20 protein-coding genes are annotated in these 24,063 nt (G+C 73.3%); 10 read left to right on the forward strand and 10 right to left on the reverse strand.

Going from position 1 to position 24,063, the window contains the following annotated elements:
- Positions 1-146 precede the first annotated feature (146 nt).
- Positions 147-926: a DeoR/GlpR family DNA-binding transcription regulator gene (locus ACZ573_RS15590; RefSeq protein ID WP_471303917.1), complete on the forward strand. Its 780-nt coding sequence runs from the start codon at positions 147-149 to the stop codon at positions 924-926.
- 96 nt (positions 927-1,022) lie between these two features.
- On the opposite strand, the gene ACZ573_RS15595 is transcribed toward ACZ573_RS15590, so the two are convergent.
- From ACZ573_RS15595 to tdh, 4 genes are all read right to left on the reverse strand, one after another.
- Positions 1,023-2,999, reverse strand: coding sequence for a S41 family peptidase (locus ACZ573_RS15595; RefSeq protein ID WP_471303919.1), 1,977 nt, complete (start codon positions 2,997-2,999; stop codon positions 1,023-1,025).
- A 137-nt stretch (positions 3,000-3,136) separates the two neighbouring features.
- Positions 3,137-4,051 carry a LysR family transcriptional regulator gene (locus tag ACZ573_RS15600; RefSeq protein WP_301373109.1) on the reverse strand — a complete coding sequence of 305 codons (915 nt, stop codon included), beginning with the start codon at positions 4,049-4,051 and terminating at the stop codon, positions 3,137-3,139.
- A gap of 66 nt (positions 4,052-4,117) precedes the next feature.
- Positions 4,118-5,326, reverse strand: coding sequence for a glycine C-acetyltransferase (locus ACZ573_RS15605; protein WP_471303921.1), 1,209 nt, complete (start codon positions 5,324-5,326; stop codon positions 4,118-4,120).
- Positions 5,327-5,446: 120 nt separating this feature from the next.
- Entirely contained in the window at positions 5,447-6,475 is a 1,029-nt protein-coding gene (gene tdh, locus ACZ573_RS15610; RefSeq protein ID WP_471303924.1) for an L-threonine 3-dehydrogenase, read from the reverse strand.
- A gap of 211 nt (positions 6,476-6,686) precedes the next feature.
- Between tdh and ACZ573_RS15615 the strand changes: the two genes are divergently transcribed.
- Positions 6,687-7,595 (forward strand): alpha/beta hydrolase fold domain-containing protein, encoded by a 909-nt coding sequence (locus ACZ573_RS15615; RefSeq protein WP_471303927.1) that lies wholly within the window; start codon positions 6,687-6,689, stop codon positions 7,593-7,595.
- A gap of 35 nt (positions 7,596-7,630) precedes the next feature.
- Here ACZ573_RS15615 and ACZ573_RS15620 read toward each other — a convergent pair whose 3' ends face one another.
- A complete protein-coding gene (locus tag ACZ573_RS15620) occupies positions 7,631-8,368 on the reverse strand; it encodes a class I SAM-dependent methyltransferase (protein WP_301373105.1) in 738 nt (245 codons plus the stop codon).
- A gap of 352 nt (positions 8,369-8,720) precedes the next feature.
- Between ACZ573_RS15620 and ACZ573_RS15625 the strand changes: the two genes are divergently transcribed.
- Positions 8,721-10,811 (forward strand): PP2C family protein-serine/threonine phosphatase, encoded by a 2,091-nt coding sequence (locus ACZ573_RS15625; RefSeq protein WP_471304117.1) that lies wholly within the window; start codon positions 8,721-8,723, stop codon positions 10,809-10,811.
- Positions 10,812-10,824: 13 nt separating this feature from the next.
- On the opposite strand, the gene ACZ573_RS15630 is transcribed toward ACZ573_RS15625, so the two are convergent.
- From ACZ573_RS15630 to ACZ573_RS15640, 3 genes are all read right to left on the reverse strand, one after another.
- Positions 10,825-12,609 (reverse strand): glycoside hydrolase family 15 protein, encoded by a 1,785-nt coding sequence (locus ACZ573_RS15630; RefSeq protein ID WP_471303931.1) that lies wholly within the window; start codon positions 12,607-12,609, stop codon positions 10,825-10,827.
- Positions 12,610-12,679: 70 nt separating this feature from the next.
- Positions 12,680-15,235, reverse strand: a complete 2,556-nt coding sequence (locus ACZ573_RS15635) for a discoidin domain-containing protein (protein WP_471303934.1) — start codon at positions 15,233-15,235, stop codon at positions 12,680-12,682.
- Between the two features lie 167 nt (positions 15,236-15,402).
- Positions 15,403-15,966: a DoxX family membrane protein gene (locus ACZ573_RS15640; protein WP_471303937.1), complete on the reverse strand. Its 564-nt coding sequence runs from the start codon at positions 15,964-15,966 to the stop codon at positions 15,403-15,405.
- Between the two features lie 122 nt (positions 15,967-16,088).
- Between ACZ573_RS15640 and ACZ573_RS15645 the strand changes: the two genes are divergently transcribed.
- Both ACZ573_RS15645 and ACZ573_RS15650 read left to right on the forward strand, forming a co-directional pair.
- Positions 16,089-16,553: a MarR family winged helix-turn-helix transcriptional regulator gene (locus ACZ573_RS15645; protein ID WP_471303940.1), complete on the forward strand. Its 465-nt coding sequence runs from the start codon at positions 16,089-16,091 to the stop codon at positions 16,551-16,553.
- Positions 16,554-16,608: 55 nt separating this feature from the next.
- A complete protein-coding gene (locus ACZ573_RS15650; protein WP_373042386.1) occupies positions 16,609-16,905 on the forward strand; it encodes a YkvA family protein in 297 nt (98 codons plus the stop codon).
- Between the two features lie 44 nt (positions 16,906-16,949).
- Here ACZ573_RS15650 and ACZ573_RS15655 read toward each other — a convergent pair whose 3' ends face one another.
- Positions 16,950-17,585 carry an alpha-ketoglutarate-dependent dioxygenase AlkB gene (locus tag ACZ573_RS15655; RefSeq protein ID WP_471303943.1) on the reverse strand — a complete coding sequence of 212 codons (636 nt, stop codon included), beginning with the start codon at positions 17,583-17,585 and terminating at the stop codon, positions 16,950-16,952.
- A gap of 54 nt (positions 17,586-17,639) precedes the next feature.
- A complete protein-coding gene (locus ACZ573_RS15660) occupies positions 17,640-18,863 on the reverse strand; it encodes an MFS transporter (protein WP_471303946.1) in 1,224 nt (407 codons plus the stop codon).
- Positions 18,864-19,229: 366 nt separating this feature from the next.
- Between ACZ573_RS15660 and ACZ573_RS15665 the strand changes: the two genes are divergently transcribed.
- The 5 genes from ACZ573_RS15665 to ACZ573_RS15685 all read left to right on the forward strand — a co-directional run bounded on the left by ACZ573_RS15665 (position 19,230) and on the right by ACZ573_RS15685 (position 24,008).
- Positions 19,230-19,454, forward strand: a complete 225-nt coding sequence (locus ACZ573_RS15665) for a CbtB domain-containing protein (RefSeq protein WP_471303948.1) — start codon at positions 19,230-19,232, stop codon at positions 19,452-19,454.
- Between the two features lie 12 nt (positions 19,455-19,466).
- Positions 19,467-20,303: a CbtA family protein gene (locus tag ACZ573_RS15670; protein WP_471303950.1), complete on the forward strand. Its 837-nt coding sequence runs from the start codon at positions 19,467-19,469 to the stop codon at positions 20,301-20,303.
- Positions 20,304-20,398: 95 nt separating this feature from the next.
- Positions 20,399-20,803 (forward strand): ArsR/SmtB family transcription factor, encoded by a 405-nt coding sequence (locus ACZ573_RS15675; protein ID WP_471303952.1) that lies wholly within the window; start codon positions 20,399-20,401, stop codon positions 20,801-20,803.
- 321 nt (positions 20,804-21,124) lie between these two features.
- A complete protein-coding gene (locus ACZ573_RS15680) occupies positions 21,125-22,486 on the forward strand; it encodes an MFS transporter (RefSeq protein WP_471304120.1) in 1,362 nt (453 codons plus the stop codon).
- 76 nt (positions 22,487-22,562) lie between these two features.
- Entirely contained in the window at positions 22,563-24,008 is a 1,446-nt protein-coding gene (locus ACZ573_RS15685) for a hypothetical protein (RefSeq protein ID WP_471303955.1), read from the forward strand.
- The last annotated feature ends 55 nt before the right edge of the window (positions 24,009-24,063 follow it).

Genomic DNA, 24,063 nt, shown 5'->3' on the forward strand with positions numbered 1-24,063 from the left:
TGGGGCGTTTTGCGTTTTCCTGCAAGGTAGCTCGCGCTTTCGCGCAACTTCAAGCAACCACGGGGTGATCTGCTGAGTTAGTGTCGCCGGGTAGGCCGACTGCGGCCGCGGGGCGAGCACGGGACGAGCACGGGAGGGGGCGGCCGATGACCCGCAAGGAGCGCTGGCAGGCACTGCTGGACCTGCTGGTGGAACGGGGCGAGCTGGAGGTGGAACCGGCGGCCGAGGCCCTCGGAGTGTCCGCCGCGACCATCCGCCGCGACCTCGACCAGCTCGCCGAGCAGCAGCTGCTGGTCCGTACGCGCGGCGGGGCGGTGCTGCACGGGGTCTCGTACGAACTGCCGCTGCGCTACCGGACCTCGCGCCGCGCCGCCGAGAAGCACCGGATCAGCGAGGCGGTGGCGGCCCTGATCGCTCCGGGCGAGGTGATCGGCCTGACGGGCGGCACCACGACCACGGAGGTCGCGCGGGCCCTCGCCGGGCGTCCGGACCTCGCCCAGGGCTCGCCCGCGCTCACGGTGGTGACCAACGCCCTCAACATCGCGGGCGAGCTGGTGATCCGGCCGCAGTTCAAGATCGTACTGACCGGCGGGGTGGCCCGCCCCCAGTCGTACGAACTGACGGGCCCGCTCGCCGAGCAGGTCCTCGGGCAGCTCGCGGTGGACACCGCGGTGCTCGGCGTGGACGGCTTCGACCCGCAGGACGGCGCGGCGACCCGGCACGAGGACGAGGCCTCGGTCAACCGCCTGCTGTGCGAACGCGCCCGCCGGGTGGTCGTCGCGGCCGACTCCAGCAAACTGGGCGTTCGCGCCTTCGCCCGTATCTGCGCGACCTCGTCGGTGGACGTCCTGGTGACGGACACGGGACTGGCCCCGGCGGTGGCCCGGGCCTTCACCGCGGCGGGGGTCGACGTGGTCACGGTGTGAGCGACGGCAGTGCGGCGGGGCGGGCGGGGCGGGTGACCGGGCCGGTCCGGCCACCAGCCGCCCCACCCGCCCTGCCTGCCCCGGCCGCCTCTGCGCCTACAGCGACATGGTGCGGCTGGCGACGAGCTCGCCCACGGCGTAGCCCTCGACCCGCATCGACCGGGCGGCCGTGGCACCCGTCACCGTGACCTCGGCCTGGCCGTCGGGGACGTCCACGGAGGCGCCGGGACGGCGGTCGAGGTAGACGTCGACGCGGTCGATGTTGGTGGTCGTCAGTTCGAGGCGGAGCGATCCGTCGGCGCGCGCGACGTTGGCGATGTTCAGCTCCCGCACGGGCTGGGCCGCGAGCAGTTCACCGGCTTTCGCCAGAAGGTCGGCGTTGCTCTCCAGCAGGTCCCGGCGGGTCATCCGGTGGCGCACGTCCGGTACGACGCCCAGGTCCTCCAGGGGCGTCCCGGACCGGTCGCCGACCCGTAGGGACCGGCGGATCGACACGCGCATGCCCGCCCCGTTGGGGAGCGGCCGGTAGGGCGAGGCGGTGAGCGGGAAGTCCCGCAGGAAGTCGGCCTGTTCCCAGACGTTGGCGCCGCCGGCCCCGGTGTTGTCGTCGGTGCCGAGCACGATCCCGATCCGGTGGTCCTGGAAGCCGGCGGCGAACATGTCGGTGGCGGAGTAGCACCGGGCGTTGGTGATGAGGACGACCGGGCCGAAGTACTGCTGGCCGATCTGGTTGGCCAGCTCCTCCGGGGTGAGGGGCAGGGCGGCGGAGAACGTGGCCCCGGTCTCGACCGCCTGCTCCATCGACGGCACCCACGGGTCCAGGTCGCCACTGCTGCGGCAGATCAGCAGGTTGAGCGGGGTGTTGATGAACTGGAAGGATTCCGGAGTGATATGACGTGGGGTCAACGTCTGGAGGGTGCGCTCCGACGCCAGGACTGACCCGCCGCCGTTGTCCCGCACGTCGACGATCAGGCCGTTCTGCGGAAGGGTGCCGATGAGCCGGACGAACTCCGCGACGAAGGGGCCGGATCTTTCGACCATGAAGGTGTGGATGCGGATGTGGCCGAAGGTCCCCGAGGGGGTCTCGACGGAGCGGGCCGTGAACACCTCCGGCATCGTGCTCGCGACCTCACCCGCCGCGGACCGGGGAGACTCCCCCGCGGCCACCGCCTGCTGCTGCTCGATGACGTGGGGGACGTAGAGCATGACCTTGGCCCGGCTGATCTCCTCGGACTCGTAGTCCACCCCCAGGGCCAGCGACTCTTCACCGCCGGGGCCCGCCTGCTCCCCGAAGAGGTCCACGATCTGCCAGAGCACCCGCAGTTCGTGCGCGGTTCCGTCGGTACTGACGTAGCTGACGGTCACCCACTCCTCGAACGGGGGCAGGTGGGCGGAGAGCGAACGCACCGTCAGCGACTCGATGCCCCGGCTGCGGCGCGCCGCCACGTTGCCGCCGGCGAACCGGCCGGCGTTGAGCTCGACGGCCTGCTCGATGGGGACGCCGCTCCAGTGGGTGACCTCGGCCCCCGGCTCGAAACCGGGCGCGGAGAAGCCCCGCATGACGAGGGTGACCAGGAAGCGCGGCTCCGGTCCGTCGGTGGTCTCCTCGACCAGGAACGGCAGGAAGGCGATCTTCTTCGCGAACGGCTCGGGCAGCTGGTAGTTGGTGTGCAGGTCGCGCACCGAGTTGAACACCTTCAACATCTCGGCGTGGAAGATCCACTCGGGCGGCATGGTGGCCTGCGTCTGCTGTTCCAGCTGGCGGCGGATCAGGCGCAGCCGCTGTACGGGGTTGACCGCGTGCATCGCGATCTTCAGCGGCAGGTGTACGTAGTTCTGCTCCAGCAGCACCAGCGCCTGGTCGACGAGGAGCTTGCGCTGCTCCAGGGTGAGGGTGCCCGCACCCTTCAGAAAGGTGGCGAGCTGGGTGGCGGCTGCCAGGTGCTCGCGGACCACTTCTGCCGTGTGCTTGAGGTAGTCGGGAGCGGTGTCGGGGGTGTCCGGGGTGTCGGCGGTGCCCGGGGTGTCCGGGGTGTCGGCGGTGTCCGGGGTGTCGGCGGTGGCGCGGCCCATGATGCCTCCGTGGTCGGGGTGGGGCTCCTACGGCTCGGGGCACAGTCTTCGACCGCGGGGGCCGCCCTCATAGAGCGCGCGCCGGACTTCACCCGTACAGGCGCGTGGCGAAACCATTCATCCTGCCGCCGGCTCTTTCAGTGGGCCGGGAGCCGCTCCGACTCGCGGACCAGGGCGGCCAGGACGGGGGCGATCAGCGGGTGGGTCTCGGCCCCGCGGCGGGTGGCGGCGAAGACCCGGCGGGTGGCGGCCGGCCCGGTGACCGGGCGGACCTGGACCTCCTTGAGGTCCATGCCGCGCAGGGCCGAGCGCGGGACGAGGGCCACTCCGGCCCCCGCGCCCACGAGCGCCGTCACGGCGCGGAAGTCGTCCGAGGAGTGCACGAGCCGGGGCTGGAAGCCGGCCAGTTCGCAGGCGAGCAGCGTCACGTCGTGGCACGGGTTGCCCGGGTACTGGCCCACCCAGTCCGAGTCCGCGAGGTCGGCCAGCGACACCGCGGGCAGGTCGGCCAGCGGATGCCCCGAGGGCAGGACCGCGTCGAAGGGTTCCGCGTACAGCGGGAGGACGGACAGCCGCGCGTCGTCGGCGCCCGGGCCGCCCCGGTACTCGACGGCCAGCGCGAGGTCCGCCTCGCCGTCCAGCAGGAGCGGCAGGCTCTGGTCACCCTCCGCGTCACGGACCCGCAGCCGGATGCCCGGCCGTTCCAGCGCGAGCCGGGCGATGGCCGGGGCCAGTACCTCCGCGATGCCCGTGGCGAAGGCGGCGACGGTGACCTCGCCCGCCGAACCGCCCGCGTACGCCGCGAGTTCCGCCTCCGCCCGCTCCAGCTGCGCGAGCACCTCGTGTGCGTGGCCGAGCAGGATCTCACCGGCCGCCGTGAGCCGTACGCCCCGACCGCTGCGGGTGAGCAGCGCGTGGCCCGTCTCCTGCTCCAGCGCGGCGAGCTGCTGGGAGACGGCGGAGGGGGTGAGGTACAGGGCTGCGGCCGCGGCGGTCACCGTACGGTGGTCCGCCACGGCCCGCAGGATGCGCAGCCGGCGGGGGTCGATCACCCCACCATTGTCTCAGGGTGCACAGCCCCCTCAGACCCCTCAGACCCCTCAGACCCCTCGTGCCCCTCAGACCCCAGCGGTGCCGAGGGCCGCGCGGGCGTCGATGAAGGCGGCCACCGCGCGCTCGACGTCGGCCGTCGAGTGGGCCGCGGAGAGCTGGACGCGGATGCGCGCCGCGCCCATCGGCACCACCGGGTAGGAGAAGCCGATCACGTACACGCCGCGCTCCAGGAGCAGCTCCGCCATCCTGGCCGCCTCGGCGGCGTCACCGATCATGACGGGGGCGATGGCGTGGTCGCCGGGCAGCACCTCGAAGCCGGCCTCGGTCATCTTCGTACGGAAGAGCGCGGTGTTGGCGGCGAGCTGTTCACGCAGGTCACCGGCCGACTCCAGCAGGTCGAGGACCTTGAGGGAGGCTGCCGCGATGACCGGGGCGAGGGAGTTGGAGAAGAGGTACGGGCGCGAGCGCTGGCGCAGCAGCTCCACGATCTCGGCGCGGGCCGCGACGTAGCCGCCGGAAGCGCCGCCGAGGGCCTTGCCGAGGGTGCCGGTGATGATGTCGACGCGGTCCATGACGCCGTGCAGCTCAGGGGTGCCGCGTCCGCCGGGGCCGACGAAGCCCACCGCGTGCGAGTCGTCGACCATCACCATGGCGTCGTAGCGGTCGGCCAGGTCGCAGATCTCCGCGAGCGGGGCGACGTAGCCGTCCATGGAGAAGACGCCGTCGGTGACGATCAGCTTGCGGCGGGCGCCGCCCTCGGTGGCTTCCTTCAGGCGGGCTTCGAGCTCGGCCAGGTCGCGGTTGGCATAGCGGAAGCGGCGGGCCTTGGAGAGGCGGATGCCGTCGATGATCGAGGCGTGGTTGAGGGCGTCCGAGATGACCGCGTCCTCGGCGCCGAGCAGCGTCTCGAAGACGCCGCCGTTGGCGTCGAAGCAGGAGGAGTAGAGGATCGTGTCCTCCTGGCCGAGGAAGGCCGAGAGCCGCCCCTCCAGCTCCTTGTGCACCTCCTGGGTGCCGCAGATGAAGCGGACGGAGGCCATTCCGTAGCCCCAGCGGTCCAGCGCTTCCTTCGCGGCGGCGACGACCTCGGGGTGGTCGGCCAGCCCCAGGTAGTTGTTGGCGCAGAAGTTGAGCACCTCGCCGGCGGCACCGCCCGAGGTGACGGCGACGGCCGCGTTCTGCGGGGTGCCGATGACGCGCTCGGGCTTGTGCAGGCCGGCGGCGCGGATCTCGTCGAGGGTGGAGCGCAGGTCCTCGCGGACGGTCTCGAACATGGTGCGGTTCTCCTTGTGCGGCGGAGGGCGACGAGGGAGGGGGCCGGGCCCCGCGGAGGGGGGAGGGTGTGCGGGGCCCGGCCCGGAGGGAGGTGGTTCGGTGGGTGGACGGGCGGGTGGTTACGCCGTCCAGTCCAGGATGATCTTGCCGCTGCGGGCGGTCGACGCCTCGTCGAAGGCGGCCTCGAAGTCGCGGTGCGAGTAGCGGCCGGTGATGACCGGGCTCAGGTCGAGCCCGCCCTCCAGCAGCACGGTCATGGCGTACCAGGTCTCGAACATCTCACGGCCGTAGATGCCCTTGATCGTGATCATCGAGGTGACCACCTTCGCCCAGTTCACCGGGAACTCCTGCGCGGGCAGGCCCAGCATGGCGATCCGGCCGCCGTGCGTCATGTTGTCGATCATGTCGCGCATGGCCTCGGCGCGGCCGGACATCTCCAGGCCGATGTCGAAGCCCTCGCGCAGGCCGAGCTTGGTCTGCGCCTCGGCGATGGAGGACTCGGCGACGTTGACGGCGAGGGTGGCGCCCGCCTTGCGGGCGATCTCCAGGCGCTCGGGGCTGACGTCGGTGATGACCACGTTGCGCGCGCCGGCGTGCCTGGCCACGGCCGCCGCCATGATGCCGATCGGGCCGGCGCCGGTGATCAGTACGTCCTCGCCGACCAGCGGGAAGGACAGTGCCGTGTGCACGGCGTTGCCGAAGGGGTCGAAGATCGCGGCGACGTCGAGGTCGACGGCGGTGCGGTGCACCCACACGTTCTGGGCGGGCAGGACCACGTACTCGGCGAAGGCGCCGTCGCGGCCGACCCCGAGCCCGATCGTGCTGCGGCACAGGTGGCGGCGGCCGGCCAGGCAGTTGCGGCACTTGCCGCACACCAGGTGGCCCTCGCCGCTGACCAGCGCGCCGACCTCGATGTCCTGGACGTCCGCGCCGAGCGCCGCGACCTCGCCGACGAACTCGTGGCCGAGGACGAGGGGGGTCTTGACCGCGCCCTGCGCCCAGCCGTCCCAGGCACGGATGTGCAGGTCGGTTCCGCAGATGCCGGTGCGCAGCACCTTGATCAGCACGTCGCCGGGGCCGTATTCGGGCTCGGGGACGTCCATGAGCCACAGGCCGGGTTCTGCCTTGTGCTTGACGAGTGCCTTCATGGGGTGGCTCCAGGCATGCGGAAGGGTACGCCGCGGGCGGAGGGGCCCGAACGGCGGCGGTGACGTGCACCAATCTGCCGATCGGCGCGGTGATCAGTCCATCGAGACTTTCTTAAACGGGTCGACAGCGCAGCTTCACGCCTATGCTCCTCCCGTGACGGGGAAGGGGCTCGCGCTGGGGACGGCGCGGGAAAAAGGGGAGGTGAGGGGCGTGCCGAGTCTGCGCAGCAGGGCGCTGTCGGTGGCGCTGATCGCGGCGGGACGGCGAAGACGGTACGCGAGCGCGGAGGCCGTCCGGAGCCGGGTGGCCGAGTCCGCCCGCCGGCCCGCTTCGCATCTGCCGCCGCGGTCGCTGGGGCGGGTCGCCGACATCTCGCGGACCTTCGTCGGGGCCTGGCCGGTGTACGACGTCTCCCCGCTGGGGGCAGAGCCGGCGGCCCATGTGCTGTACGTGCACGGCGGCGGCTACATCGACGAGCTGGTCCGCCCGCACTGGGCGCTGGTCCGGACCCTGGTCACGCAGGCGCGGGCGCGGGTGGTCGTACCGGCGTACATCCTCGCTCCGCGGGGTACCGCCGACCGGACCGTCCCGGTCGCCGCCGACCTGCTGAGCGGTCTGATCGCGAGCGGCGGCTCCGGCGGGACGGTGCTGATCGGGGACTCCGCCGGGGCCGGGCTGGCCCTTGCGGCGGCCCAGCGGCTGCGCGACCGCACCGGGGACCAGCCGTCCCGGATCGTGCTGATCTCGCCCTGGCTGGACGTGACCATGAGCCATCCGGACCAGGCGGCCATCGAGGCGGCGGATCCGATGCTGGCCCGCCCGGGGCTGCTGGAGGCCGGGCGGCTGTACGCCGGGACCCTGGACGCCGAGGACCCCCGGGTGAGCCCGCTGCACGGCGGCTTCGCCGGGCTGGCGCCGATGACGGTGTTCACCGGGACCCGGGACGTGCTGATCACGGACAGCCGGGAGCTGCTGCGCCGGGCCCGCGCGGACGGGGCCGAGGTGGAGTGCCACGAGGCGGCGGGGCTGCCGCACGGGTACCCGCTGCTGCCCGTGCCGGAGGGGCGCGCGGCGCGCGAGCGGATCGTCGAGCTGATCAGGTCGACGGCGGAACTGTGAGGGCACGGCGGTGACCGCGGATCGCTGACGGCCGCCTACGCCGTGCAGGTCATCAGCGAGCTGATCGGCCAGGCGCGGTAGGCCGTCCAGTACGCCTCGTCGCGCACGGCGTCGGCGGGCGGGGTCCGGTTCGGCTGCCAGCCGACGGTGACGAAACCCGCCTCGACGGCGGCCTCCGCGAGGTCGGCGTGGGCCCATTCGCGGAATTCGAAGGGCACCGGCGGCTCGGTCAGGAAATGCGCCTTGAGCAGCGGCGCGTCGCCGTCCGGGACCCGGTCGAGGATGCGCACCCCGTACGGCGACCAGTCCACGCGCGGGAACGCCCCTGCGTTGGGGACGATGGCCAGCAGCCGCCCGCCGGCCCGCAGATTGGCGCGGACGGAGCGGAACATCGCGTGCAGGGATCTGCGGTCGGGCGCGTAGCTGAAGACGTACGCGGCGGTCGCGAGGTCGAAGGGTCCCAGGTGCGGCAGGCCGGCGGCGTCGGCGACGTGGTACTCGACGTCCGTCCGGTCCTTGGTCGCCTCGTGGGCGCGGGCCAGCCGGATCATCTCCTCCGAGACGTCGACGCCCACCGTCCGCCGGGCCCCGCCACGGGCCAGCAGCCGGGTGTTGTATCCGTATCCGCAGGCCAGGTCGAGGGCGTCGAGCCCGCGTACCCCGCCGAGGGCGTCGAGGGCTCCGTGCAGGGTGTAGGTGTCGGCCGCGGAGAAGGCGGCCGTGCTCGTGGACTCCGCGTAGCGCTCGCCGATGGTGTCGTACTGGAACCGCATGCTCTGCCTTCCGGGGGCCTGCCGGGGGTGGGACGCCTGCGTATCGTGCCCCGCGGCGCCGTCCGGGGGGTGGCCCGCACACCCGGGCGGTGCCGGGGGTGGGACGCCTGCGTATCGTGCCCCGCGGCGCCGTCCGGGGGGTGGCCCGCACACCCGGGCGTCCCCCGGACGAGGGAAGCGGTCCGGCCTATCGGCAGGGGCACGGCCGCGACCAGCCAGGATGCAGCGGGCGCCGCCGAAGGCGCATCCTGGCTGTGTGATGGCGAGAGCGGACAGCGTCGGCGCCGCCCCTGACCCCACGGATGCCCCTGATGCGACGGCCCAGGTGCTCGCACGGGCCGCCGTGAACGCGATGGAGGCCGTCGGTGGGTACGCGGCCGGTGTCTACCTGCGCTCCCCCACCACCGGGCTGCTCCTGATGGCCGTGTTCACCGGGCTGCCGCTGCAGTTGTTCCGGCCCTGGTGGCGGATGCAGGTGAACCGCCCGTACCCGGTCGCCGAGGCCTACCGCACCGGGCAGGCCGTGCACCTGCCCGACGCGGAGTCGGCGATGAGCCGCTTCCCGCAGCTGATGGCCGGGCTGCCGTTCCCCTTCGGCTCGCTGTACCAGCCGGTGACCGCCGGGACGGAACGGTTCGGCGTGCTGGTGGTGCTGCGCGAGGCGACCCCGGGTATCCCGGTCGGGACCGCGGACCGCGAACGGCTGCGACGGGCCGCGGAGCAGCTGGCCGCCGACCTCACCGCGCTCGCGGCGGCCGGGGCGCGCGTGCTGTGGGAAGGCGACCCGGTGGGCGTGCCCTCGCCACCGCCCGAGGCCGGGGCCGAGGGCGCCCGCAGGGCCGTGGACCGGCTCGCGCAGGCGGTGCTCTCCCTGGACCGGGAGGGCCGGATCGGCTACGTGAACACCGCGGCGGAGGAGCTGCTCGGCCTCAACGGGCCCCGTCTGCAGGGAAGGCTGCTGTGGGAGGCGCTGCCATGGCTCGGGCATCACGCCTACGAGGACCACTTCCGGGCCGGCTTCATGTCCGGCGAGCCGGTGCACTTCCCCGCCCGGCGCGGCCGGCGCGCGCCCGGGCAGTGGCTGTCGGTGGACCTGTACCCGGCGGCCGACGGCGTGACCCTGACGCTGGGTACCTCTGCGAAACCGGCCTACGCGCCCCAGTCACGGGCCCGGCCGGACCCGGTCGCCGACGTGGACGCGTACGCGGACCTCGACGCGTCCGCCGACGAGGCCTCGGCGCTGTACCGGCCGGTGGCCCTCGCCATCGCGCTGACGGAGGCGGTCACGGCCCGGCAGGTGTCGGCGGTGGTCACCGAGGAGCTGCTGCCGGCCTTCGGCGGCCGCCAGCTGGCGATCTACCTGCTGGACGAGCGGCATCTGCACCTGGCCTGGGAGACCGGTTTCCCACGGGGCTTCCTCAACCGGTTCGACGGGGTGTCCCTCGATGTGCGGCTGCCGGGTGTGGAGACGCTGACCTCGGGCCGGCCGCTGTTCTTCGAGTCGATGCAGCACCTGGCCGCCGCCTATCCGGGCATTCCGCTGGACGCCGATGTCGGCGCCCGCGCCTTCCTGCCGCTGATCGCCTCCGGCCGGCCGGTGGGCTCGTGCATCCTCGGCTTCGACTCGCCCCGCGGCTTCAGCGCGGAGGAGCGTACGGTGCTCACGGCACTGGCCGGTCTGATCGCGCAGGCGCTCGCGCGGGCCCGGCGCTACGACAGCGAGGTGGAGCTCGCCCGCGGTCTGCAGTCGGCACTGCTGCCGCACCGGCTGCCGGTGCGCGAGCACGTGGACACCGTCGGCCGCTACCTCCCCGGCACCCTGGGCATGGACGTCGGCGGCGACTGGTACGACGTCGTCGAGACGGGCGCCGGCCTGCTGGCCCTGGTCATCGGGGACGTCCAGGGCCACGGTGTGGCGGCCGCGGCGACCATGGGCCAACTACGCAGTGCGGTACGGGCGTTCGCGCTCAGCGGCAGCACCCCGGAGCAGGTGGTGAGCGGGACCAACCAGCTGCTCATCGACCTGGATCCGGGCCAGTTCGCGAGCTGCTGCTACATGCTGCTCGACCCGGCGTCGGGCTCCGTGACCGCGGCCCGGGCCGGGCACCCGCAGCCGCTGCTGCGCCACCCGGACGGCCGGACCGAGGTGCTGGACCTGGCGGGCGGAGTGGTGCTGGGCATCGACCCGGAGGCCTCGTACCCGCTCACGGAGCTGCGGCTGACGACGGGCTCGGTCCTCGCCCTGTACACGGACGGGCTGGTGGAGAAGCCGGGCCTCGACATCGACGTCGGGGTGGAGCGGCTGCGCAGGGCCCTGGAGGCGGCCCGGCCGTCCCCGCTGACCGAGACCGCCGACCGGCTGATCAGCGAGGCGGGCAACTCCGCGGACCGGCCGGACGACATCGCCCTGCTGCTGGCCCTGCGTACCGGCGGGGACCCGTAGGGCGCCCTGCGGGTCAGGCCGGGCTCGCCAGGATGAGCGCGGTGTTCACCAGGCCGACGTGGCTGAACGCCTGTGGGAAGTTGCCGAGTTGGCGTCCGGCGAGGAGGTCGTACTCCTCGGCGAGCAGGCCCACGTCGTTGCGGACGGACAGCAGCCGCTCGAACAGGGCGCGGGCTTCCTCCCGCCGGCCCGTCATGTGCAGGGCGTCGGTCAGCCAGAACGAGCAGGCCAGGAAGGCTCCTTCTTCCCCGGGCAGGCCGTCGACGGTGGAGCCCGCGGTGCTGTAGCGGCGGAGCAGTCCGCTGCTGCCGAGTTCGGCGCGCACGGCGTCGACCGTGCCGACGACCCGCGGGTCGTCGGGCGGCAGGAATCCGACCCTGGGGATGAGCAGGGTCGCCGCGTCCAGTTCGGCGGAGCCGTAGTACTGGGTGAAGGTGCCCCGCTCGGGGTCGTAGCCATGGGCGCACACGTCGCGGTGCACCTCGTCGCGCATCGTGCGCCAGCGTTCCAGGTCGCCGTCCAGGGAGGGGTCGCTCTCCAGGGTGCGTACGGCCCGGTCGGCCGCGACCCATGCCATCACCTTGGAGTGCACGAAGTGGCGGCGGGGGCCGCGGACCTCCCACAGGCCCTCGTCGGGCCGGTGCCAGTTGCGTTCGAGGAAGTCGAGCAGCGCGAGCTGGATCCGCCAGGCGTGGCGTTCGGAGGGCAGGCCGGCGGACCGGGCCAGGTAGAGGGAGTCGATGACCTCCCCGTACACGTCCAGCTGGAGCTGGTCGACGGCGGCGTTCCCGACGCGGACCGGGGCGGAGGAGGCGTAGCCGCGCAGCCAGGGCAGTTCGCTCTCGGGGAGCCGCCGCTCGCCGGCGATCCCGTACATGATCTGGAGGTCGGCGGGGTCGCCCGCGACCGCGCGCAGCAGCCACTCGCGCCAGGCGCGGGCCTCGTCGAGGAAGCCGGTGGACAGGAGCGAGCCGAGGGTGAGGGTGGAGTCCCGGAGCCAGCAGTAGCGGTAGTCCCAGTTGCGGACGCCGCCGAGCTCTTCGGGGAGGGAGGTGGTGGCCGCGGCGGCGATGCCGCCGGTCGGGGCGTAGGTGAGCGCCTTGAGGGTGATCAGGGAGCGGGTGACCGCCTCCTGGTAGGGGCCCTCGTAGCGGCATTGCGCGGTCCATTCCCGCCAGTCGGCGAGGCTCTGCTCCAGCGCGTCGTAGGGGTCGCAGGGCTCGGGGCGCGGCCGGTGGGAGGGGTGCCAGGTCAGGACGAAGGCGACGCGCCGGCCGGCGGTGACCGGGAACTGGGAGCAGGTGCTGTTCGCCTCGCCCCAGGTGCGGACCGGGGGTTCGCTGCGGAACCAGGCGGAGTCGGGCCCGGCGATGGCGACCCGGTCGCCGTCGCTGCGGCGCACCCAGGGCACGACGTGGCCGTAGTCGAAGCGCAGGCGCAGCGTGCTGCGCATCCTGACCGTGCCGCTGATGCCCTCGACGATGCGGATGACGTCGGGGGCGACCTCGCGCTGGGGCATGAAGTCGGTGACCTTGACGGTCCCGGTTTCGGTCTCCCAGTACGATTCCAGGATGAGCGAGCCGTCGACGTAGGCGCGGCGGGTGCAGGGCTCGCCGACGGCGGCGTCGAGGGGCGCGATGCGCCAGTGGCCGTTCTCCTCCTCGCCGAGGAGTTTGGCGAAGCAGGCGGCCGAGTCGAAGCGCGGCAGGCACAGCCAGTCGATGGACCCGTCACGGCCGACCAGTGCGCTGGTCATCAGGTCGCCGATGAGTGCGTAGTCTTCGATGGGTTGTGTCATTTTTGCGCTATTCCCCTGAATGTCCGGGGCCAATCAGCTCAGGCCCCGGACTTCGCTCATGGGGTCGCGGTCAGGAGATCGTGACGAACTGACCGATGCTCGGTACGCCGTGGGCGTCGAGGGCGAAGAGCATGTAGGTCCCCGGCAGGACCACACCGGTGTCGGCGGGTATCGACACCGTGTACCTGCCGCCTCCCGCCGCGGTGGACGCCACGGGAACCCGGCGCTGGTCGTTGTCGGTGGAGTGGGTCGCGGCGGCGGCCCGCATCAGGACGAAGGACGCCACCGAGCCCTGGGTGCTCACCGTGAGCGAGGCGCCCGGGGCCGCCCTGGGAGGCACGCCCGCGGTGATGGCGGGACGCGGCTTCGGGGTTCCGTCCGCGTTGAGCAGGTACGGCGGGGTGAAGATCGCCCCGTCGGCGTGGTTGGTCGCACAGTCGCCGCACAGACCGCCGCCGCCGGAGAAGATCCGTCCGTCGGGCAGCAGGTTGGCCACGCTGTGGTAGTTGCGCGGAACGGCCATGGTGGCGAGCGGGGTGAAGGCGCCGGTCGCCGGGTCCCACAGTTCGGGGGTCAGGACGGAGGTGGCGTCGCTGAAGGGCACCGGGTAGCCCTGGCCGCCGAAGACGGCCACCTTGCCGTCGGGCAGGACCACGCTGTTGCTGAAGGCGCGGGCATGCTGCATGTCACCCGTGCGGGCGGCCTGGACCTGGCTGCCCGAGATGCCCACGGTGTAGGCGCGCTGGGTGGCCGGGGTGTCCTGGTAGGCGGGCGAGCCGCCCAGGGTGAGCAGTTTGCCGATGTCGTAGGCGACGGCGTTGCCGGTCATGGCGTCCTGGCTGTCGGCCCGGGTGCCGGCGGAGGTGATGCTGCCCTGCCCGCTGGTGGAGATCCAGTTCATCTGCTTGCTCGGGCCCAGTTGCAGCACCTTGCCGCCCGAAGTGGCGTGCAGCCACATGTGGTTGTCGGCGCGGTAGGGTCCGGCCGGGTCGGCCGTCAGCGCCGGGGCGGCCGGGACGCCGGGCAGGCTGCGCCAGGTGCGGGTGTCCGGGGACCAGACCTCTCCGGCCTTGTCGGTGCCCGTGGACCCGCTCCAGGATCCGCCGAGGACGAAGGCCTCGCCGGTGGAGATGAGGGTCATGGCCTGGTAGCCGCGGGCGATGTTCATGCTCGTGGTGGCGGACCAGTTGTCGGTGGCCGGGTCGTAGATGCTCGCCTTCTCCGCGTTGCTGCCGCCGGTGACCAGCACCCGGCCGTCGGCGAGCATGGCTATGCCGGGACAGAACATGTCGTGTCCGGTGTTGTCGATGCGGCGCTGGGTGACCTTGCCCGTCTTCAGGTCCAGGATCGCTGTCTGCGTATAGCCGTTGCTGCCGCCGAAGCGGTCGACGGCGTACGCGGACCAGGCCAGCAGCTTGTCGCCGGGCAGGGCGGCGGTGGCCACCGGCACCAGCGGGAAGCCGGTGATCCGGCTCCAGGAGCCGTGGACGGCCGGGCTGGACGGACCGCTCAGGCGGATCTCACCGGCGGAGCTCCACTGTCCGCGGCCGCCGGCCTCGCTGGTCGCGGTCAGGCGGACGAAGCGGGCCGATGCGGCGCGGGTGAAGGTGGCGGTCTTGACGGTGTCGTCGTCCCGCCAGGCGCCGGAGGCCACCGGTGTGCCGAAGGTGACGCCGTCGGTGCTGGTGGCGATGGAGTACGCGCCCACGCGCCCGTTGGGCCCGGTGGAGCGGGGACTGTAGACGAGGGCGGAGACGACCTCGGTGCGGTGCATGTCGATGGTGATGCTGTGCGGCAGCGGGGTGGGGGTGGGCACGTACTTGCTGTGCCAGATGGTGGCGGTGTTCCCGTCGAGGACGTTGGCCGCGCGGCCGTTCTCGCCGCCGGTCTCCTCGTCGCTCGCCGTGGCCGTCCATCCGGTGCGGGACAGGTCGACGGTGGCCGCCGGGGTGCCGGGGTCGCCCAGCAGGTCGATCTCGGCGGCGGAGGACCAGGCTCCGCGCCCGCCCGCCTCGCTGAGCGCGGTGAGCCGGACGAACCGGGCGCCCTGGGGGGCGAATCCGAGGGTCTTGGGGCTGACGTCGTCCGCGAGCGTGCCGGTGGCGACCGGGGTCGCCCAGTTCAGTCCGTCAGCGCTGAGGCTGATGCTGTACTCACCGACGCGCCCGTTGGGCCCGTCGGTGCGGGGACGGTAGACGAGGGCCGAGACGACCGTCGTGCGGTGCATGTCGACGGTGATGACGTGCGGCAGCGGGGTCGGGGTGGGCACGTACTTGCTGTGCCAGATGGTGGCGGTGTTCCCGTCGAGGACGTTGGCCGCGCGGCCGTTCTCGCCGCTGGTCTCCTCGTCGCTCGCCGCGGCGGTCCATCCGGTCCGGTCGAGGATCGGAGCCATCGGCTCCATCGCGTTCGCGGGGGCGATGCCGTGGTGCGGCGACTGTTTCGCCGTCTGCTGGTCGAAGGGCGCGGGCGCGGGACGGGGTGCCGGTGCGCGGCCGGCCGCTGCGGTGCTCGTGACCACGAACCACGGGGTCAGACCGATCAGCAGGGAGCCGAGGCCGAGAGCGATGAGCAGGTGGGAACGGCGTATCGCGCGGTGAAAGGCGAGGAAGCGCCTGGACTGCAATCTGACCTCCTGGGGCGAACTGATGTGCCCCGTAGAAGATAGGTGAGCACAGCAATAACTCACCTGAAGTCAAACAGAGTTGGCGCAAATCCGTATGGCCGGTCGGAATACGCCGACGCCGGGCGGGCCGCAGCGGCCCACCCGGCGCCCACCGGCCTGCAGTCGTTCTAGTCGCGTACGAGGAGCAGGACGGCGGCGAGGACCACGCCGAGGGTGACGGCGAGGGCGCCGTGCGCGAGGCGGTGGCTCCGCAGGACGGGCAGGAAGCGGTCGGCGGCGTACCGTCCGGGGCCGGTGAGGGCGAGGGCCGCGGCGCCCGCGGTCAGGAGCAGCTCGTACTCGATGCCCTTCGGGGCGAAGAAGGCGCCGGTGCCGTGGACCGCGATCGCGTTGATCAAGGTGCCGACGATGGCGGCCCCGGCGAGCGGGGTGAGCAGCCCGAGGGCGAGGCCGAGCCCGCCGAGGGTCTCGGTGAGGCCGGCGAGGACCGCCATGGCATCGCCCGCGGGGTAGCCGCTGGCGGTGAAGAACTGGCCGGTGCCGCTGATGCCGCCGCCGCCGAACCAGCCGAAGAGCTTCTGCGAGCCGTGCGCCGCCACGGTCAGGCCGAGGACCAGGCGCAGCAGGAGCAGGCCGGTGTCGTGGCCCGGGGTGGAGACGGCGGAGGAGGCGGGGCGTGCGGCCGGTGCGGCGGCCTGCGGCTTCGTCGCGGTGACGGAGGGGCTGGTCATCGGGGGGGTCCTTCCGGTCGGGCGGCCCGTGGGGAGGCAGGAGAGAGTTGTTCAAATTCGAACCGCTAGGCCTCGACCCTAACCATTGATTCAAATCCGAACAACCCGTGTAGTCTGGGGCCATGGGTGAACCGAGATGGCTGGACGACCGCGAGATGCGCGCCTGGAGCGGATTCCTCGCCGCATCGGCCCTGGTGAACCGCCGTCTCGACCAACAGCTCAAGGACGAGGCCGGACTCTCGCACCCCCAGTACGAGATCCTCGTACGGCTCGCCGCGGCGCCGGGGCGCGAGCTGCGGATGACCGAGCTCGCCAACGGGCTGATCAACTCCAAGAGCGGGCTGACCTACCAAGTCACCCAGATGGAGAAGGCCGGTCTGGTCCGCCGCCGCAGCTGCCCCTCCGACGTGCGCGGCGTCTTCGCCGTCCTCACGGACGCCGGCAGCGCCAAGCTGGAGGCGGCCGCCCCCGGGCACGTGGCGACGGTCCGGGAGGTCCTCGTCGACGTCCTCACCCCCGCCCAGCTCGACGCGCTCGCCGACGGGCTGGGCGAGGTCGGCCGCAGGCTGCGCGGCGAGGGCGCCTGAACGGATCCGGCCGCCCGAGAGGTATCGCGGCCCGGTATCGGGGTATAGGGCCGCCATGGACGGAAAGGTCTGGCTCGCCCTGGGCACGGTGGTCGCAGTGGGGCTCGCGATCGCCGCGGCCGTGCTGCTCGTACGGGTCTTCGCGGCCCGGCGGCTGCTGGTCGACGCGGGGATCCCGCTGCACGACAAGGCCCTGTTCTGGGCCGCGGTGATCTACACCGTCTCGCCCGTGGACCTGATTCCGGACCCGGTGTACCTGGACGACATCGGGATCCTGCTGCTGGCGCTGCGCTCGCTGCACGCGGCGGCCGGGGCCGTCCGCTCCCCGAAGGAGCCCGGCGCCGCCGCCTGAGCCGTCCGGGTCGGACGTGCGGGTCAGACGTGGTCCACGCCCGGTCAGCGGACGCCGTGGGGCCGGAACTGGATGCTGATGCGCGGGCCGACGGCCCGCGCCGACTTGGGTACGGCGTGCTCCATGGTCCGCTGGCAGGAGCCGCCCATGACCACGAGGTCGCCGTGCCCCAGGGGCAGCCGCAGCAGGGTGGTGCCGCCGTCGCGGGGGCGGAAGGCGAGATCGCGCGGGTCGCCGACGGAGACGATGGCCACCATGGTGTCCTCGGTCCGGGAGCGGCCGGTCCGGTCGCCGTGCCAGGCGACGCTGTCACGGCCGTCGCGGTACAGGCACAGCCCCGCGGTGGTGAAGGGCTCACCGAGCTCGGCGGCGTAGTGGGCGGTCAGCACCTCACGGGCTTCCGTGAGCGAGGCGTGGGGCAGGGGCTCGTCCGCGGCGTAGAAGGCGAGCAGCCGGGGCACGTCCACCTCCCGCTCGTACATCTGCCGCCGCTCGGCGTGCCACGGCACGTCGGCGGCCAGCCGCTCGAAGAGCGCGTCGGCGCCGCTCAGCCAGCCGGGCAGGTGATCGACCCAGGCCCCCGCCCCGAGGTCGGTCCTGCGCATGCCGCCGAGGGGCCCGAGCCGGATCTCGTCGCCCTGGTCGAAGAGGGAACCCTGAAGGCCTTGGACTGCGTGCATGAATCCACCCTAACCCGGCAACCGAACATATGCTCGAATAACTCGCCGCGGCCCTCAGTCCGTCCCTTCCGGTCCCGTACGGCGCGACGGCCGGCACAGCAGGGTGACGGCCAGGGAAGCCCCGGCGACGGCGGCGATCGCGGTGCCCGGGGGGAGGTACTGGGCCAGGCCTCCGGCGATGGCGGCGCCGATGCCCTGCCAGGTCATCCGGCCGGCCGACTCGACTCCCTGGACCTGGCCGCGGACGGCCTCGGGGGTCTGTTCGAGGAGCTGCTCCTGGAGGGGCAGGGTGGCCGCGAACCCGACACCGGCGAGGAGCACCGCCAAGGCGGCGACCGGGACGGGCGGGTGGACGGCGAACAGCAGGAAGGGTGCGGCGAGCAGCAGCCGCAGGGCGAAGGCGAGGCGGCGTCGCCGGTCGGCGGTGAGCAGCCGGCCGACGGTCAGGTCCCCCAGGAGCATGCCCGCCGAGGCGGCGGCGAGGAACGTGCCCGCCCGGCCGGGGTCGTAGGACAGGAAGAGGGCCTCGCAGCCGACGATCAGGCCGTTGGGCACCCACAGGTTCAGCAGCAGCGTCCGGCGGCCGGGGTGGGCGAACAGCTCGGCGTTCGCCGTCCAGGTCCGGCGCAGCCCGGGCCGGCGGGTGAGCCGGATCGAGTGTTCCCGGACGGTGGCGGCCACCACGGCCGACCCCAGCGCGGTCAGGGCGGCGGCGACGGCGAAGACCCCGTACGGGCTCAGGTGGCGCAGCAGTACGGCGCCGACGGCGTAGCCGGCGATCGCCGTGCAGCCCGAGGTGATGTTCATCAGCGAACGGGCGGGCGCATAGGCGGAACTGGGCACGACCTCGGCGAGCAGTCCGAGCCGTGTGCCGGTGCCAAGGGACTGGAAGAAGCCCAGCGTCAGCAGCAGGGCGAACCGGGCCGCGAGCGGCAGCCCCGGGACCGCCTGGGCCGCGACGCCCGCCAGCGAGACGAGTTGGAGCAGGAGGAGGGTCCGGCGGGGCCGCTTCCCGTCCGCGACGGACATCAGCGTCAGCGCGCCGAGCACCGTCGCGAACGTGGCGCCGTACATGCTCACGGCCGTCAGGAACGGGGAACCGGTCCGGTGGTTGACCAGGGTGCCGAGCGCGAAGCCGGACAAAGTGCTCGCGGCGACGGTGAGGGTGAAGCTGATGTACAGGCCGCTGAACTCCTTGGTGCGGAGCAGGGCGCGGTAGCCGGTGGTGGCGGTGGACGGAGGCAGGGCAGGGCTGGTCGTGGACCGGTGTGAAGGCATGAAAAAAGCCTCCGGACACATGCACGGGGGCACGCACACCGAAGGCCAACGCGGTCATTCTAGCAGTCTGCAGGTCCAGTTGATGGACACTTCGGATCCCGCGGGCCGCACCGGACGCGCATTACCGCAGCGTAGGCGTGTGATCAGGGACTCACGGTCTTGGCCGCAGGCGCTGCGCACGGTACCGTCACGGCGACATTTCCACATAGCGACGACGGCGAGACGGAAGCCCGGTGTGAATCCGGCATGGTCGCGCCACTGTGTGCTGCGGCGGCATCTCCACGATGGCGTCTCGGCGAGTCAGACCCGAGGACCGTCGTCCTGCACCACCGTATGGGACGCGTTGTTCCCCAAGGAGGTTCCATCATGGCCGAGGCTCTCGCTTCCGCTGCCGTATCCACCCCCGCCGCCCTGTCGGCTCCGCTGCCGGTGCGCGCGGTGCTGCCCTGGGCGCTCTTCGTCGGTCTCCTGATGCTCGTCGCCCTGTACTTCGTCGGCGCCGAACAGGGCGCCACGGCCGTGTTCGCCGGTGAAGGCGTGCACGAGTGGGTGCACGACGGTCGTCATCTGCTCGGCTTCCCCTGCCACTGAGAGGCCACGCACATGTACGCCTCCACTGTCAGAGGGCTGCTGGTCCGCGGCATGCTCGCGGGCCTGATCGCGGGGCTGTTCGCCTTCGCGGTCGCCTACGTGGTCGGTGAGCCGCCAGTACGGGGTTCCATCGCCGTGGAAGAGGCCCAGGCCGCCCAGGACGCCGTGAGCGCCCCGAGCGCGCACGCGGGGCACGGCGGTGACGCCGCGTCGGGCGAGGCCGCCGAGGAGGAGGAAGAGCTGGTCAGCCGACCGGTTCAGTCGACCTTCGGCCTGGCCACCGGTGTCCTGGTGTACGGGGTCGCGCTGGGCGGCATCGCTTCGCTCGCGTTCTCGTTCGCCCTCGGCCGCGTCGGCGGGTTCAGCCCGCGGGCCACGGCGGCACTCACCGCGGCGGGTGCCTTCGCCACGGTCTACCTGGTGCCGTTCCTGAAGTACCCGGCCACCCCGCCGGCGGTCGGCAACCCGGACACGATCGGTCAGCGCACCACGCTGTTCTTCCTGATGATCCTGCTCAGCGTGCTGCTGGGCATAGGCGCGATCATCCTCGGACGGCGACTGGCACCGCGCCTGGGCAACTGGAACGCGACGCTGACCGCCGGCGCCGGCTTCATCGTCGCCGCCGCCCTGGCGTTCGTGTTCCTGCCGGACAACAGCGACGCCGTCCAGCCCGGTTTCCCCGCGGCCCTGCTGTGGGAGTTCCGGGTCGCCTCGCTGGCCGTCCAGCTCGTCCTGTGGGCCGTGTTCGCCGTCGTCTTCGGCGTCCTCGCCCAGCGGCTCCTGGCCGCGCGCGCCGACGGCGCGGAAGTGACGGCTCCGGCTCAGCAGGAGGCGCCCGCGCTCGGCTGATACCGACCGCGCCGCCTGTGCCCGGGCCCCGCCGACCCCTTGTGGGGGTGGCGGGGCCCGGGCACTTGCGCGCAGCGGCGCCCTACGATGTGCGCATGAGCGCAGGCGGACATCCGGAAGGTGCACCCGGTGCGCAGATCGCGCCGGGCCCACCGGAGGCGCCAGGTGCGCCGGACACGCCAGGTGGGCCTGAGCGGGGCGACCGGCTGGACGCCGCCGCGTCCGTACTCGCCCTGCTCGCCGACCGCACCCGCCTGGCGCTCATGGAACGCCTCGGCCGGGGCGAGGCCGATGTCACCACCCTCACCGAGGCGTGCGGGGCCGCCCGCCCCTCCGTCAGCCAGCACCTCGCCAAGCTCCGGCTTGCCGGACTGGTCACCACCCGCAAGGACGGCCGCCGGGTCGTCTACGCCCTGGGTCACGGGCATCTGCGGCGGCTGGTGGACGAGGCCCTGAACGTCGCCGACCACCAGCTCGGTTCACTCCCGCCGCACGACTGACCACCACGCATCCCCGAGCCGGCCGGGCGGCCCGGCGGACGGCCGGCGGGTAACGCCCGTAGCAGCCCTGCGAACAGGGGACCGGGCCTCGCCGTGGCCATAGTCCCCTCCGCGTACGCGCCCCGGCTCGCCGGCATGGCGACCGTCGAGGTGACCGGCGCCCCGGCCCGCGTCAAGTACGCCGTCTTCCGGATCGGGCCGGGCGGGGCCCGGGCCGCCCCGAACGGCGCACAACAGGTGCACAGGTGCGCACATGTTGACTACGCTGGATCCGACCGAATCCGACGTGCTGTCATCGATCCGCCGACCGGGACGGGGACCGTGCTGTCCGTACTGCGCAACCCCGGCTATCGCCGCCTGTTCACCGCCCAGGTCATCGCCCTGGTCGGGACCGGCCTGGCCACCGTCGCACTGAGCCTGCTCGCCTACGAACTCGCGGGCGGGCACGCCTCGGCGGTCCTCGGCACCGCCCTCGCGATCAAGATGATCGCCTACGTCACCATCGCCCCGGTGATCGGCGCGATCGCCGACCGGATTCCCCGCCGGGTCCTGATGACGTCCATGGACCTGACCCGCGCCGGTGCGGCCGTGGCCCTTCCGTTCGTCACCGAGATCTGGCAGATCCACGTCCTGATCTTCCTGCTCCAAGCGGCGTCGGCGGCCTTCACCCCCACCTTCCAGGCCACCGTCCCCGCGATGCTGCCCGCCGAACGCGACTACACCCGGGCCCTGTCGATGACCCGGCTCGCCTACGACCTGGAGAGCCTGTTCAGTCCGGTCCTGGCCACGGCACTGCTGAGCCTGGTCTCCTACGACTGGCTGTTCGCCGGCACGGCCGTCGGCTTCCTCGCCTCCGCCGCGCTCATCGTCGCCACGGCGCTGCCCGGACCCGCCCCGGTCGAGCGGACCGGCGGTGTCCGGACCCGGGCCGCCTTCGGCACGCACCTCTTCCGGGCCACGCCCCGGCTGCGGGCCCTGCTCGCACTCGACCTCGCGGTCGCCGCCGCCGGGGCCGTCGTCCTCGTGGACACCGTCTCCCTGGTGCGCGGCCATCTCGGCCGCCCGGCCGGCGCCGTCCCGCTCGCCCTCGGTGCGTGCGGCGCCGGGTCCATGCTGACCGCGCTGCTCCTGCCCCGCCTCCTGCATCGCTCCACCGACCGCGCGGTGATGCTCCGTGCCGCCTTCACCCTCCCGGTGGCCCTGGCGGCCGGGGCCGCGATCGGCGCGACCGGCCCGCGCGCGTGGTCGTGGCCCGCACTCCTGGCCGTCTGGGCCGCGATCGGCGCCGCCTGTTCCGCCGTCCTGACTCCGGGGGGCCGGGTGATCCTCCGCTCCACCGCCGACGCGGACCTGCCCGCCGCGTTCGCCGCCCGCTTCTCCCTCTCGCACGGCTGCTGGCTGCTCACCTACCCGCTGGCCGGGTGGCTCGCCGCGGGGGCGGGGCTGCCGCTGACCGTCCTGGTCCTGGGCGCCGTGGCGCTGGGCGCCGCCACGGCCGCGGCGGCGATCTGGCCGGCCCGGGACCCGTACCGGCTGGACCACGTGCACCCGGACCTCCCGCCCGGTCACCCGCACCTCGCCGACGCCCGCCCGGCCACGGGCGGTTGGCGGCACGGACACCACTACGTCATCGACCGGCACCACCACCGCTGGCCCGGGAAAACACCTGGCCGATCGTACTGAGCGGCGCTATGATCACCGCGATGACCTCTCACTCCCTTCACAGATCGGGGGTCCCGTCCACGCAAGGTGAGCGCTGATGCCCACCGAGAACGTGCACGGGGATTCCCGCCTCTCCCTCTGGCTCCGCGTACGTGAGTACGCCGTGCCGGCGTCCATGATCGAGACTGCGACCGCCCGCCGCTCCGCCGGGGACTGGGCCGGGGCCTGCGCCGCCGCGGGCATCGACGTCGATCTCGATCTCCGTTTCCTGGCACGCTCGCGCGGCCACGACCTCGCGGCCCGGATCCGGGCCGACCTTCGCCACCTGGCACCCGACCTGTTGCGCTGGCACATGCCGCGCATCGCTCCCGACGGACTGCTGCGCCCCGGGCTGACCGTTTCCCTGGCCCGGTACGACACGGCCGCACACGGCGAACCGCACGCCGCGCACCCCGCAGACCCCGAGCGCCCCGTACACCTCGTGGCCAGGACTCCGCCGGCGTGGGCGGACGGCGGTCAGCGGATCAGCCTCGCCCTGTGGGACGGATCCCGCTCCGGGCACGGCCCTTGGGGAGACCCGCGCCGCGGGCTCCGTCCGGACCGCCGGTTCCGCCTCGACCTGCACCGCCACCTGTGGGACGCCCGCAGGACCGACGAGCTGCGGGGCCGGTCCGGGGCCGACCGGCCGCCCGCCGAGGGCCTTCCCCCACCGGACGCCGAGCTCCTGGCGGCGCTCCCGCACGGGCACCGGTGCGCCGTCGGCAGGTGGGCGGCCGAGGCCGGGATCCTGCTCGGCGCCGAGGGCCGGACCACCGGCAGCGTCGCCGTACGGCTGGGGGCCCGGCACCGGCTGGTGCTGGACCTGGCCGCGGACGGCCCGGGACCGCCCGTCGCGCGGATCGGGGCGGCGCCCGCCGACGGCAGCGCCTCCGCGCTGCCGGTCCTGCCCGACGCGGCGGTCTGGACCCTGCCCGACCTGGACCTGATCCGCTGCGGATCCATCGACGCCGGACGGCTGCACCCGCTGGTCGCCGCGGCCCTGGCACCGGACCGTACGTCGGCCGGACCGGCCGGACCGGCCGGGACCGCGGACGCCGACCGTGCGGGGCGGCCCCGCCTCGTCGAGTGCCGGGGCGCCCGGCACCGTATCGGCCTCGTCGACGGGGTGCTGGCCGCACTGGACCACGACCCGGCCGAGATCCGCCGCGAGGAACTGCTGGCCGCGCTGACCGGCACGCCGCTGCCCTGCCTGCGGGCCATCGACGCCGCGCACCGTCGGCCGGACTGCCTCACCGGGGTCCGTGAACGCCTGGTCCACGGCGACATCGCCGGGGCGCTGGCCGTGGTGGAAGGGCTGCTCGGCCCCGACGCCCTGCTGCGCGCCGGGGCCCTGCGGGACGAACTGGAAGCGGCCGCGCTACGGCGGCTCACCTACGGCCTGTTCCGGGCGGGCCTGGCCGGACCCGCCCCCGGCCGGACCCGCCCGGGAGCATCCCGTCCACGGAAGCACCGGCTCCGCCCGCGCCAGGCACACGCCCGCTGACGCCGGGGCCCACCGCCCTCCTCCTCACCCCCCTTTCCCTCGCTCCCCCGGTGCC

It is taken from the genome of Streptomyces sp. NPDC040545 (assembly GCF_055595065.1).

What these genes read in the sequence shown, in the direction of transcription:
- ACZ573_RS15645 (WP_471303940.1), top strand. Translation starts at nt 16,089, where the DNA reads ATGGGTGAACCGAGATGGCTGGACGACCGCGAGATGCGCGCCTGGAGC.
- ACZ573_RS15620 (WP_301373105.1), bottom strand. Translation starts at nt 8,368, where the DNA reads ATGCGGTTCCAGTACGACACCATCGGCGAGCGCTACGCGGAGTCCACG.
- ACZ573_RS15630 (WP_471303931.1), bottom strand. Translation starts at nt 12,609, where the DNA reads ATGACACAACCCATCGAAGACTACGCACTCATCGGCGACCTGATGACC.
- ACZ573_RS15685 (WP_471303955.1), top strand. Translation starts at nt 22,563, where the DNA reads ATGCCCACCGAGAACGTGCACGGGGATTCCCGCCTCTCCCTCTGGCTC.
- ACZ573_RS15595 (WP_471303919.1), bottom strand. Translation starts at nt 2,999, where the DNA reads ATGGGCCGCGCCACCGCCGACACCCCGGACACCGCCGACACCCCGGAC.
- ACZ573_RS15605 (WP_471303921.1), bottom strand. Translation starts at nt 5,326, where the DNA reads ATGTTCGAGACCGTCCGCGAGGACCTGCGCTCCACCCTCGACGAGATC.
- ACZ573_RS15650 (WP_373042386.1), top strand. Translation starts at nt 16,609, where the DNA reads ATGGACGGAAAGGTCTGGCTCGCCCTGGGCACGGTGGTCGCAGTGGGG.
- ACZ573_RS15590 (WP_471303917.1), top strand. Translation starts at nt 147, where the DNA reads ATGACCCGCAAGGAGCGCTGGCAGGCACTGCTGGACCTGCTGGTGGAA.
- ACZ573_RS15625 (WP_471304117.1), top strand. Translation starts at nt 8,721, where the DNA reads ATGGAGGCCGTCGGTGGGTACGCGGCCGGTGTCTACCTGCGCTCCCCC.
- ACZ573_RS15670 (WP_471303950.1), top strand. Translation starts at nt 19,467, where the DNA reads ATGTACGCCTCCACTGTCAGAGGGCTGCTGGTCCGCGGCATGCTCGCG.
- ACZ573_RS15655 (WP_471303943.1), bottom strand. Translation starts at nt 17,585, where the DNA reads ATGCACGCAGTCCAAGGCCTTCAGGGTTCCCTCTTCGACCAGGGCGAC.
- ACZ573_RS15665 (WP_471303948.1), top strand. Translation starts at nt 19,230, where the DNA reads ATGGCCGAGGCTCTCGCTTCCGCTGCCGTATCCACCCCCGCCGCCCTG.
- ACZ573_RS15660 (WP_471303946.1), bottom strand. Translation starts at nt 18,863, where the DNA reads ATGCCTTCACACCGGTCCACGACCAGCCCTGCCCTGCCTCCGTCCACC.
- ACZ573_RS15640 (WP_471303937.1), bottom strand. Translation starts at nt 15,966, where the DNA reads ATGACCAGCCCCTCCGTCACCGCGACGAAGCCGCAGGCCGCCGCACCG.
- tdh (WP_471303924.1), bottom strand. Translation starts at nt 6,475, where the DNA reads ATGAAGGCACTCGTCAAGCACAAGGCAGAACCCGGCCTGTGGCTCATG.
- ACZ573_RS15675 (WP_471303952.1), top strand. Translation starts at nt 20,399, where the DNA reads ATGAGCGCAGGCGGACATCCGGAAGGTGCACCCGGTGCGCAGATCGCG.